The 11,766-nt window shown below is 37.1% G+C and carries 12 protein-coding genes; 5 read left to right on the top strand and 7 right to left on the bottom strand.

All coding sequences use genetic code 11. The annotated features are described in order from the left end of the window. Positions 1-9: 9 nt before the first annotated feature. Entirely contained in the window at positions 10-1,119 is a 1,110-nt protein-coding gene (locus tag AC1M9A_RS03635) for an S-(hydroxymethyl)glutathione dehydrogenase/class III alcohol dehydrogenase (protein ID WP_092766302.1), read from the bottom strand. Between the two features lie 201 nt (positions 1,120-1,320). On the opposite strand from AC1M9A_RS03635, the gene AC1M9A_RS03630 reads away from it, so the two are divergent. Together AC1M9A_RS03630 and AC1M9A_RS03625 are read left to right on the top strand one after the other, a co-directional pair. After that, a complete protein-coding gene (locus AC1M9A_RS03630) occupies positions 1,321-2,799 on the top strand; it encodes a phospholipase D family protein (RefSeq protein ID WP_481609651.1) in 1,479 nt (492 codons plus the stop codon). A 90-nt stretch (positions 2,800-2,889) separates the two neighbouring features. Continuing rightward, positions 2,890-3,327: a hypothetical protein gene (locus AC1M9A_RS03625; RefSeq protein WP_481587909.1), complete on the top strand. Its 438-nt coding sequence runs from the start codon at positions 2,890-2,892 to the stop codon at positions 3,325-3,327. A 29-nt stretch (positions 3,328-3,356) separates the two neighbouring features. Here the strand turns inward: AC1M9A_RS03625 and AC1M9A_RS03620 are convergent, their stop codons facing one another. Both AC1M9A_RS03620 and AC1M9A_RS03615 read right to left on the bottom strand, forming a co-directional pair. After that, positions 3,357-3,944 carry a uracil-DNA glycosylase family protein gene (locus AC1M9A_RS03620; RefSeq protein ID WP_092766305.1) on the bottom strand — a complete coding sequence of 196 codons (588 nt, stop codon included), beginning with the start codon at positions 3,942-3,944 and terminating at the stop codon, positions 3,357-3,359. 13 nt (positions 3,945-3,957) lie between these two features. Continuing rightward, entirely contained in the window at positions 3,958-4,680 is a 723-nt protein-coding gene (locus AC1M9A_RS03615; protein ID WP_481609650.1) for an SGNH/GDSL hydrolase family protein, read from the bottom strand. A gap of 114 nt (positions 4,681-4,794) precedes the next feature. Between AC1M9A_RS03615 and AC1M9A_RS03610 the strand changes: the two genes are divergently transcribed. After that, positions 4,795-6,204, top strand: coding sequence for an alpha/beta hydrolase-fold protein (locus AC1M9A_RS03610; protein ID WP_481609649.1), 1,410 nt, complete (start codon positions 4,795-4,797; stop codon positions 6,202-6,204). Positions 6,205-6,228: 24 nt separating this feature from the next. Here the strand turns inward: AC1M9A_RS03610 and AC1M9A_RS03605 are convergent, their stop codons facing one another. Genes AC1M9A_RS03605 through AC1M9A_RS03590 form a run of 4 tightly spaced genes read right to left on the bottom strand, consistent with a single transcriptional unit; the run spans position 6,229 to position 10,089 of the window. Beyond that, positions 6,229-6,972 (bottom strand): SDR family oxidoreductase, encoded by a 744-nt coding sequence (locus AC1M9A_RS03605; protein WP_481609648.1) that lies wholly within the window; start codon positions 6,970-6,972, stop codon positions 6,229-6,231. Between the two features lie 31 nt (positions 6,973-7,003). Next, the gene (locus AC1M9A_RS03600; RefSeq protein ID WP_481609647.1) at positions 7,004-7,702 is read right to left on the bottom strand and encodes a histidine phosphatase family protein; all 699 of its coding nucleotides are present in this window, start codon (positions 7,700-7,702) and stop codon (positions 7,004-7,006) included. Next, a complete protein-coding gene (locus tag AC1M9A_RS03595; RefSeq protein ID WP_481609646.1) occupies positions 7,699-8,820 on the bottom strand; it encodes a phosphotransferase family protein in 1,122 nt (373 codons plus the stop codon). Before AC1M9A_RS03595 ends, AC1M9A_RS03600 begins: the two co-directional genes overlap by 4 nt. Before the next feature lie 27 nt (positions 8,821-8,847). Beyond that, positions 8,848-10,089 (bottom strand): acyl-CoA dehydrogenase family protein, encoded by a 1,242-nt coding sequence (locus tag AC1M9A_RS03590; RefSeq protein ID WP_481595279.1) that lies wholly within the window; start codon positions 10,087-10,089, stop codon positions 8,848-8,850. An 89-nt stretch (positions 10,090-10,178) separates the two neighbouring features. Here AC1M9A_RS03590 and AC1M9A_RS03585 point away from each other — a divergent pair, with 89 nt between their 5' ends. Continuing rightward, a complete protein-coding gene (locus tag AC1M9A_RS03585) occupies positions 10,179-11,093 on the top strand; it encodes a LysR family transcriptional regulator (protein WP_481588128.1) in 915 nt (304 codons plus the stop codon). Positions 11,094-11,199: 106 nt separating this feature from the next. Then, positions 11,200-11,754 (top strand): thermonuclease family protein, encoded by a 555-nt coding sequence (locus tag AC1M9A_RS03580; protein ID WP_481595280.1) that lies wholly within the window; start codon positions 11,200-11,202, stop codon positions 11,752-11,754. Positions 11,755-11,766 lie beyond the last annotated feature (12 nt).

Genomic DNA, 11,766 nt, shown 5'->3' with positions numbered 1-11,766 from the left:
ATTGCCCAATTAAAAATGTACAACTGTACGGATTGATTTACCTTCGTGCATTAAGTCAAAGGCTTTATTAATGTCTTCTAGCCCCATAGTATGAGTAACAAAAGGTTCTAATTGAATGTCACCCTTCATCGCATCTTCAACCATTTTTGGTAATTGAGTACGACCTTTTACACCACCAAATGCTGTACCCATCCATTTACGTCCAGTCACTAATTGGAATGGACGAGTTGAGATTTCTTGACCTGCACCAGCCACACCGATAATGACAGATTGCCCCCAACCACGGTGTGCACATTCAAGCGCTGAGCGCATTACGTTTGTATTACCGATACACTCAAATGAATGATCAACACCCCAGCCAGTCATCTCTACAATGACTTGTTGAATAGGTTGATCATAGTCCTTAGGATTGAGGAAATCTGTAGCACCAAACTGCTCAGCCAATTTAAATTTTTCTGGATTAGTATCCACTACAATAATTCGGCCAGCTTTGGCTTGTTTAGCACCTTGAACAACTGCTAAACCAATACCACCTAAACCGAACACAGCAACAGTATCACCTTCCTGTACTTTTGCAGTATTGTGAACCGCACCAATACCAGTCGTCACGCCACAACCCAATAAACAAACGTGTTCAGGGTTTGCTTCAGGATTAATTTTTGCTAACGATACTTCGGCAACAACTGTGTATTCACTGAATGTTGAACACCCCATATAATGGTAAATAGGTTCGCCGTTATAAGAGAATCGAGTCGTTCCATCAGGCATAACACCTTTACCTTGAGTGGCACGTACAGAGACACATAAGTTTGTTTTATTTGATTTACAGAACAAACATTCGCCACATTCTGCAGTATAAAGTGGAATGACATGATCACCTGGTTTTACACTGGTCACGCCTTCACCAACTTCAACCACAATACCTGCACCTTCGTGACCAAGTACCGCAGGGAATACGCCCTCTGGGTCTTCACCAGAAAGTGTAAATGCATCAGTATGACAAACACCTGTATGCGTAATTTTCACCAATACTTCACCAGCTTGTGGTGGAGCAACATCTAATTCAACAATTTGTAATGGCTGACCTGGACCGAATGCCACCGCTGCACGAGATTTCATGATGAAAACTTCCTTTGTAAATTAAGATTTAACAGATAAGTTACAGTAACCGCTTTTGATAAAAACATTCAACTATTTGATTGATGATATTATAGCCATACAACTGAATAATAAGATTTAGGAACGACAGCTTTGATGCTTATGTTGCGACATATATTGTGTTTACTCACATTCTTTATTTTAACTGGATGTAATTTGGCGATGAATACAAGTATAAAACAAGCCCCAATCCAACCTCATACCGCACTTTGGCTCAGTAATACACCAGAAACAAAACGCAATATTGAACAAGGTTTAACTGCATTTTTACCACTTCATGATCCTTTTATGAGTATGGCTTCACGTGTTCATTTAATACGTGAAGCAAATCATACGATCGATTTACAGTACTATATCTGGGAAAATGATGTGATAGGTCAGCATTTATTGTCTGACCTACTCAAAGCAGCTGATCGTAATGTGAAGGTTCGACTGTTAATTGATGATCAAAATGGCACTCAATTAGACTCGACCTTAAGTGCATTGTCTAAACATCCTAATATCGAAATTAAGCTATTTAATCCCTACAAATTTCGCAGCTTTAGAGTTTTGGATTATGTGTTTCGCTTTAATAAAGTCAATCATAGAATGCATAACAAACTGATTATTGCTGACGGAGCGATTGCTGTTACTGGGGGGCGTAATATCAGTAATGAATATTTTGATGCCAGTGACAATTTTCAATTCGCGGATATGGATATTTTATTTGCAGGGCAATCAGTTTCAGCTGCAAACACGGTGTTTCACCAATTTTGGAATGATGAGCTGAGTTATAATATTCAGCAAATAATTCCTCAGTCTCAAAAAGAATTAGCGTATTTAAGATCGCATTATTCAACCAAGCAAAATTTTCAAGGTGCTGAAACTAAAAAACGTATTGATCAAGCAGAACGTTTTTTAGAAGAAAATTTAAAAAAACATCCTATTCGTTGGTCTAAAGCTCATTTTGTTGCAGACAGCCCCAATAAAATCAGAGCGAAAGCTCAATCTCATGAACTGCTGTTTAATCAGTTCAAATCCATTATGGGGAAACCTGCTCAAGAAATAAACTTGGTGTCTGCCTATTTTGTTCCTACTGTTCATGGTGAGTCTTTCCTCAAACAATTGAGTGAGCAGAATGTCAAAGTTCGAGTTTTAACAAACTCATATTTGGCAAATGATGTCCCGATTGTTCATGCATTTTATCAAAAATATCGAACCCCACTCTTAAGGTCAGATGTAAAACTTTACGAGTTTAAACCTTATATTGAACGGTCTGATCGGACTTGGTATGAAATTATGACGGGTAATGTTATTCCTGCGAAAGGAAAAAATGCGTCGCGTCTTCATGCTAAATTTTTTACTGTAGATGATAAAGTTTTTATTGGAACATTCAATTTTGATCCACGTTCAGCGTATTTGAATACTGAACTTGGACTGATCATTGAGTCAGCCGATTTTAAAACAGAGATATCTCAATCTTTAGATGAAAATCTTCCCAAAGTTGCCTATCAGCTACATTTGGATGCACATCAAAACTTAAGATGGGAAGAACAACGAGGTGAAGAAAAGTTAATACATGATCATGACCCTGAAACGACTCGTTTTCAGAGATTTATGTTCAAGTCTTTGTCCTATCTCCCAATCGAATGGATGATGTAAATTCTTTGTTGTGACTGGTTTGTACAACCAGGATAAATTGCATTATTATTCACGTTTTATTTTTTGAACCCTTGGTTCTACTCTACTCCCATGCAATTTTTTGATCTTAGTCGACAGTATAATCTGAACGACATACTCACCCCTTTTTTATCACTTGAAGATTTATCTCAGCATGAATGGTATTTAGCTAAAATTAGTGTTGATTATGATTGCCTTACTGATGAAGACTTAGTTGAAGGTTCTATCACGTTAAAATCTAACCATAATGTTCAAATTGATTTGGCTTGGTTAATTTTAGACAATGGTCATGAGTTACAAGTTTTTTTCAAAGGCATTGAAACCTCTGTCTCAGAACAAACGCTCGTGATTGTGAAGGGTGCCCGCTTAGTTGATGAAGAAGGACAAGAATTATCTGCTCAAGCATTATCTTTATGGATTGATGGTACTCTACTCAATATGCTTCCACATATTCGTAAAGAAATTAAATCACGTTTAAACTTGTGGGATTATGTAGATTATGATGTGTAATAAGCATCTCGATTGACTTTAACAGGTTGTTAAATTAATCCAATTGACTGGAAAAGTTCACGATAGTATTCGGCTTTCTTTTCAAGAGCTAAAGGATAAGCTCTTGAAGAAGATGGCATACGATGAATTCGGATATCTTTGTTATCAAATTGCAGATCCACGACTGTACCCATTTTAACTTTAGTGTGTACAGACGCATTCATTGACTTTAATAAGGTCTCAGTTGCTTTATCACCTGTGGTCATAATATCTCGACAATATGGAATTTTTTTAAGCAATAGAAACATATCTGTCGGTGTAACGATTTCTAGAAATTGATCTGAGGCATTGTCTTTCAAACGCCGTACTTGATAGGCTGTATCAAATATTGCAATGCCCAACTCATTTAGAAAATCTTTCAGCATTTGCTCTTTGAATTGTTTATTTTCACGGTCTAGAAAATAATGAGAGTCTTGAAAAAAGATTAACCCATATATTTTCCACATATCATTTTGAAAATTCGGATAATAAAAATCCATTTTCCATCTTGCTTTCGGCGGAGGAAAACTGCCAAGCATGAGCAATTTGGCTTGTTGAGGTACAAATGGCTCAAGTGGATGTGTTTCGATATCAGTCATATCAAATTTCGGTCTAACTTTTCGATCTAAAGTGATTTTGAATAATCGAACTAATTTTTTTTGCCCAAAGCTGATAGATTTCTTTACTTGGATGAAATCCATCCTCAGCCATCTTCAAATTGAGTTGTTTATACTCATCCAAATCATATTTAACCAATTCAAATTTTGGTTGTGTTTCAATCCAATTTTCCAATTCAACATTCATTTGATAGGCATATTTTCCAAACAACCAAGCTAAAGGATTTGGTAATGCAGGAAACTCATTCATCGGTGGAACTCCAGTCGCGATAATGAGCTTGGGTGAAAATTTCTCAGCGATCAGTGAATATAATTGTTCTTGTAGGCAGATCCATTTTTGCGGTGAGATGAGCTGTGTTACATCATTGACCCCTATCGAAGTTACTACAATATCAAACTGATCATCATTAATAGCATGTATAGTTCGAATCACATCTGAAGTACAATTTCCAGTTTTTGCGATTAATGACCAGCGAATTTGAAAATGATCTCTAAGTTCCTGTAATAATGTTCCGCTTAACGCATCTTCTTGAAATTGCACACCCACACCAGCAGCAGCTGAATCGCCTAAAATTAAAATTGATATTTGAGGACCATTCCCAACCAAACCATTTCTTTCCCCCAAAGCTTCTGCTAAACGAGGTGTATTTTTCTTGACTTGGTAACCTTGCACAAGTAAAGCTGGAACGAGTGCGATTGTCGCTAATTTAAGAAACATGTAATTGATTTTAGGTTTTGATATTTCCTATTTTAAACGATTTTTTGATATTTTCATTGCTATTTATTATTGAAAATAATTATCATTTACATAATTAATTCAAGGCTAAAATCCATGAATCATCCTATCAAATTTTTTTCTATATTGATGTTAATGAGTTCCGCAGTAAGTGCTGATCTTTCTGTAAATCATTCATTACAAGTCAGCACTCAATCCTATGCCCCTGTATGTGAGGATATGGATGCCAAAAGTAAGGTGCTTCAACAAATCCAAAAACAGATTCAGATGCATCCTGAGCAAAAAAATCATCTCCTCGATCAATTTTGGTCGGAAATTCGTAAAAATCAAACCCCAATAATTGAACATTTTAATGAAACACACCAACGTGTCATTTATTTATATCGTGGTGCAAAACACAATGTGCGATTAATCGGTGGTCCGAGTAATGATCATGAGTGGTTAACTCGACTTAAAGGTACTGATATTTGGTTTAAAGAAAGTATTGTCGATTCAAGATTTATCGGAAGTTATAGTTTTGCTGTGGATTCGCCGAATATCGATGGATATTTATCAAATTACTGCCCACATTTAAACCCAAATTTAAAAGAATCACGAGATCAGCGTCGAGCTATTTTAAAGGTACAACAACTCGACCCTTTCAATCCTCATAAGTGGTTTGATTCTAAAAACATTGCCTTAAAAACGAATACCACGCTGAGGAATGAAAATATCGCAAAACTCAGTCGAGCGCCCAATTTTATTGATCCAACTCAAATGGCTGAAAAAAGTGAAAAACAATTAGTTTCATCCGTGTTGAGAAGTAAAGTTTTGGGAAATGATCGTCTTATTCAGATTTATGCAACTCCACCTCAAGTCGGAAAATCATATATCACTCTGATTTTTTTTGATGGTGAGCAATATGCGCATTTAGTTAAAGTTCCCCAGATATTAGATCAGTTGGTTCAACAACAGCAACTCCCACCTATACAGGCTGTTTTTGTTGGACATCCTAATGATCAATTACGTGCTAAAGAACTTAGCCCCAATCCAGAATACACACAGTTTTTTCAAGAAGAATTATTGCCTTGGATCAGTCAACATTTGCCATACCAACGTGATGACAACAAAACAGTCTTATTGGGTTCAAGTTTAGGTGGTCTGAGTTCTGCTTATTTGGCGTTAAAAACATCCAATGATATTAGTCACGTCGTGCCACTTTCTGGTTCATTTTGGTGGAAATCTGATCCAAATGATACAATCAATGGTATGAGTAAACTGATCAGAGCTTCAACATTAGACAATACAAAGAAACTCAATTGGTATATTTCAGCCAATAGCTATGAATATTCGAGACAAAATAATAGCTTAAGCATTCTAGAAACCTCTCCGATTGTCGCTCAGGATTTAGTCGATCAGGGACACAATGTTCACTATCAACAATATATAGGCGGACATTCATATGCCGTTTGGCAAATCGTCATACAAGATGCTTTGAAAAATTTCTTTAAAAATAAATCCCACTAAATGTGGGATTTATAAGACGTTCTTTTAACTCAGCTTATTGACGAGCTGAAGCGGTAAAACCTTCATTGCAAAACCCAATGGCAACCATGGCCACTTTGGTACATATGCTTTGGCTGGTTGCTTTTCGATTGCTTCAGCTAATAGTCGTGATCCTGTGGCTTGATCGACCTCAAAAGGTAATTTTCCAGCACCTTCATTAATTTCAGTTCGAATGTAACCAGGATAAATCGTTGAAACTTTAATTGGTGTTCCAAGAAGTTCAGCTCGAATCCCTTCGGCTAAATGCGCAATTCCCGCTTTACTGGCAGCATAAGCTGTAAGATGTTTTGGCATACCACGCAAAGCACTCATCGACGAAATTACAACTAAATGTCCTGAATTTTGAGATCTAAAAATTTCGACCGCTGCTTCACATTGTGCCATCGCAGAAATAAAATTAGTTTCAACTGTTGCTTTATTAATCGCAAAATTACCTTTACCGATACGACGTCCTTCGCCCACACCAGCATTGACTATCACTCGATCGATAGTGCCTAGCTCATCTTTAAACTCTTTAAATACACTGAAGACTTGCTCATCATCCGTGACATCCAATACCTTCGCACTTACTTTTACCTGATAGCGTTGTTCTATTTCATCTTTTAAAGCATACAACCTTTCTAAACGACGTGCACAGATCGCTAGGTTATATCCTTTTTTTGCAAACTCTTGTGCCATCCCAGCACCGATACCTGAGCTTGCACCTGTAATTAATATAGTTTTGTTCATTCCATTTTCTCTCTATGGCATATAGCCTTGATCAAATCCAAGTGAGCAAATCACGATCTTGTTCTTTTAAATAATGATGTTCATTTAAACTGAGTAATTGTGGTTCTGTACCAACCAATCTTAAGGTGGTAAAACTGGTATTGGTGATTGCCCAGTTCAATGCAAAAGTTTTGTCTGCACTTAAACCAAGTAAATGCCCTGCAACAACAGATATAACACCACCAGACGTATAAACCACGGCATAGCGAGGTTTTTCTGTTTCAAGTTGTATACATAGTTTGTTCAAGCCTTGAAGTACTCTTTGCTGAAATTGAGGCCAGCTTTCATCATAATCATGATGATGATCCCCCTTAGTCCAACGTTGAATTGCACCTTCAAAAATTTTTCCTAAATAGGCACGAGGATCTACCGCTTGACCAACATCTTTTTTAAGTAATGCAGGATCTGCAAAACGTGGTTCATATTTTGCAAACACTTGTTGATGATTGAACTCGTTCCAATGTGGATCGATATCAATCTGACTGTCAGGAAAACATTCATTCAAAGAGATATACGCCGTTTGCTGATGACGTTTCATCGAGCCAGCTATGACATATGGTCGCTCTTGTAGTAACTTTTGAAAATATTGTCCCAACACACGTGCTTGAACTTCACCTTTCTGAGAAAGCTGATCATAACTTTCAGCACCAAATGAAGCTTGACCATGTCTGACCAAATATATTGTCGTCATCTTGGCAGAATATCCTGTAATTTTGCGAGATAAGTTTTTGCAATTTCATTCGCTTCAAGCTTTTGTATACCTATAAGTTTTAAAGCACGAATATGTAATGCATGAATCACAATCCAAAAATCCTTAAATGCAGGATTATCCGTTTGTTTATGGTAATAACGATAATAAATTTGTTGTGCTATGACCGCTAATCTAAAGATCCCAAATACTTCATAGAACGTCCAGTTAGATGGCTTTAGTCGTGTTTTTTCAAGGTAATAATCCACAACTTCTTTACGTGTAAACATGCCTTCAAGATGTGTAGGTTGTCGACGTGTCGATTTAAAGATCATATTGTCGTTTTCTTCAACCCAATATGCTAAGGCTGATCCTAAATCCATAAGTGGATCACCAATTGTCGCCATTTCCCAATCCAACACCCCGATGACCTCAGTAGGCTGTTGAGGATTCAAAATGACATTATCAAAACGCCAATCGTTGTGAATAATACAGTTGGATGAATCCTCAGGAATATTGTCTTTAAGCCAATTTCGTACAAACTTAAAGGTCGGAACATTGATGGTATGGGCTTTGTCGTAGCGACTGTCCCAACCTTCGACCTGACGACGGCAGTAACCCTCACCTTTTCCAATTTGCTCAAGTGCTGTTCCTTGATAAGGAACTTGGTGCAATTCAATCAATTTGTCTAAAACATTTATACAAAGCTGATGCACATCAAATTTAGTGAGTTTTAGTTCTGGTGGAAGCTTTGCCCTTGGTATAATTCCCTCGATTCGCTGCATCACATAAAAATCGCATCCGAGTACAGATTCATCCTGACATAATGCCAGCATTTTGGGCACGACTGGATATAGATCTTTTAAAGCTTTCTGAACATTATGTTCTCGAACCATATCATGAGCAGATTTGGCTTTGGTTCCTGCGGGTGGTCTTCTTAATATCAGATCTGCATTGCTATATTTTAGCCGGTATGTCCAGTTTGAAGCTCCACCAGAATATTGTGTAACTTCTACAGGCTCAATCACTTCCACACCATTTTGATTTAACCAGTTTGTGACTGAAACGATATCGAGCTCTTCACCACGTCTGACTTGCCCTGCTGTATCTATAACTGACATATTTCTTCCTTAAATCGAGTGCTCATCTTATTGAGAATGACGAGTTGAAAAACCACGTTTCGCAAGTTCCAATTTTGCAATCATGCCTTTATGCACCTCATCTGGCCCATCTGCCAAACGTAATGCACGCGCTTGTGCAAAAAAACCTGTCAATGGCGTATCTCTAGATAGACCTGCACCGCCGTGAATTTGCATTGCCATATCGACAACTTTTTCCAAAACACTAGGTGCAACGACTTTAATTGCAGAGATTTCAGTGAGTGCAGCCATATTGCCCAGTTTATCCATTTTATATGCCGCATATAAGGTCAAAAGACGTGCTTGATCGATGGCAACACGCGCTTCCGCGACTCTTTCCAAATTACCACCAAGTTTCAAAATTTCCTTACCGAATGCTTTTCTTTGCATTCCACGATCAATCATTAATTCCAATGATTTCTCAGCAGCACCGATACAACGCATGCAATGATGAATACGTCCTGGACCAAGTCGCCCCTGTGCAATCTCAAACCCTTGACCTGCTCCACCAATAAAATGAGTGACTGGAACACGAACATTATTAAAGGTTACTTCTCCATGACCGTGTGGCGCATCATAATCACCAAATACAGGTAACATTCTTTCAATTTTTACGCCCTCAGTTTCAACTGGAACTAAAACCATTGAATGTTGTTGATGTCGACCTTTATTTGCGTCTGGTGTATGTGCCATAAATATAATGATTTTTGCATTAGGATCGCCTAAACCCGAAGACCACCATTTGCGTCCATTTAAAACAATTTCGTCTCCCTCAATTACAGCAGTGGCTTGCATGTTCGTCGCATCTGAAGAAGCAACTTCTGGTTCAGTCATGCAAAATACGGATCGAATTTTTCCGTCTAAGAGAGGTTTTAACCATTGCTCTTTTTGTTGTTCTGAGCCATAGCGCCAAATTAACTCCATATTACCGCTATCTGGCGCATTACAATTGAAAACCGTAGGAGCCAATAAACTACGGCCAGTTAACTCAGCAATGTGTGCATATTCTTGAACTGTTAAACCTTGACCAAATTCTGGGTCTGGTAAAAAAAGATTCCACAAATTTTGCGATTTAGCTTTTTGTTTGAGTACTTCAAGTTCTGCTGGCCACATCCATGATGTCCAATCATCACTTGAATTTAATTGATGAGCTTTATGCCAAAATTCTTGTTCTATAGGCTCTATTTCGTCTTGAATAAAGTGTTGTGCTAAATCATAAAAGTGTTTAGCTTTTTCCGTTAATTGAAACATTAATCCCTCGAACTATATTCTCATCACGCTTTACATCAACATAGCTTGAAACCTACTATGAATGAAATGATTTATTTAAATATTACTTTATGAATAGAATTCATCAGGAATCTGTGGATCTGAGCGCTTTTTCACACATTGATATCAATCTATATCCATTATTTATTGCGATATACGAACATCAAAGTATCAGTAAAGCCGCAAATTTGATGTGTATTACACAATCTGCAGCCAGTCACGCTTTACAGCGATTAAGATTACAATTGAAAGATGATCTTTTTATCCGAAGTGGTATAAAGATGGTTGCGACACCCTTTTCACATCAAATTTATCCACGAATAAAAGAAACATTAATCGCAATTCAGCATATCTCGACTCATCATATATCTTTTGATCCACTGACGATTCAATCTATTCGTATAGCAATTCATGATGAAATTGAGCCTTTAATTTTTCCGCAGTTAATTCGTCATTTTCGTGATCTTGGACTGGCGACACGGTTTCAAAGTATCAAATTAGACCGAACTAATTGGGCAAAAGATTTATTGTCACAGCAACTTGATTTAGTGGTCGATCTTCAACAGAAAGTTGATGAGAAAATTTATTTTAACCCTTTAGTGAATGATCGCTTTGTCATATGTGGTTTGACAACCATCGAAAATTTAGAACAATACAAACATGCCCAACATATTGGTGTTTCATCAAGGCATTCTGGTGTGCTTATTGAAGATTTACATTTTAAAAAGTTGAATATTCAACGTGATATTTTTTTACGCTGTCAACACTATTCAACAGCACTACAAATTTTGAAGGAGTATCCTGACACATTGCTAACCTTACCTTTTAGTATTTTAAAAAATTTGAAATTACCTCAAGATTTAAAAATTTCTGAACTTCCTGTTGAATTTCCTTTAATGAAAATGGGAATTTATTGGAACTCACAATTAGCATCACATCAAAAGTTTGAATATTTAATTTCAGAAATTAATAAAATTTTTGCTTAGGCTATTTAGTTGAAAATCTGTGTGAACACCATCTGTTCAATATTGAATCAAACACTCACTTCGAGTTGATTTATCATATTAAGGCTTGTTTTCTCTTGTGTTTTCTATGTTTGATCAACTCCCTGCATCATGGCTTATTGGGCTAGGTGCGATTTTATGCTTATTACTTCTTATCATTTTTAGACAAGTAAGAATTTATCTTCTTCAAGTATTTAAACCTTTTAAAAAAGGAAAAACTTATTGGTGCCGTGTTACAGCGGTGAGTGATGGTGACACCCTCTCCTGCCATCGTTTGAATTTGAGACGTTCTAAAACTAAATTACGCTTTGCTTTTGTAGATGCGCCTGAATCTAATCAAAGTTATGGGCTTGAATCTCAACGTTTAGTTAAGAAAATGGTTCAAGGTAAAATTGTTCGTGTAAAAATCACTGATATTGATCGTTATGGACGTTGCGTAGGTGTGGTCTACCTCTATCGCAAGAATATGAATGAAGAATTAGTGAGGCGTGGTGGTGCGTGGGTTTACGAAGAATACATACGTGATCCAAAGCAATTAAAATATATGATCTCGCTGCAAGATAATGCAAAACGCAATAAACGTGGTCTATGGCGCGGGACCCGTCCTATTCGACCAAGTACTTTTAGAAAACAAAAAAACTAATATTTTCAATAC

The organism is Acinetobacter sp. ANC_7634, assembly GCF_056779875.1.
This window is presented reverse-complemented; position numbering and strand designations above follow the sequence as displayed.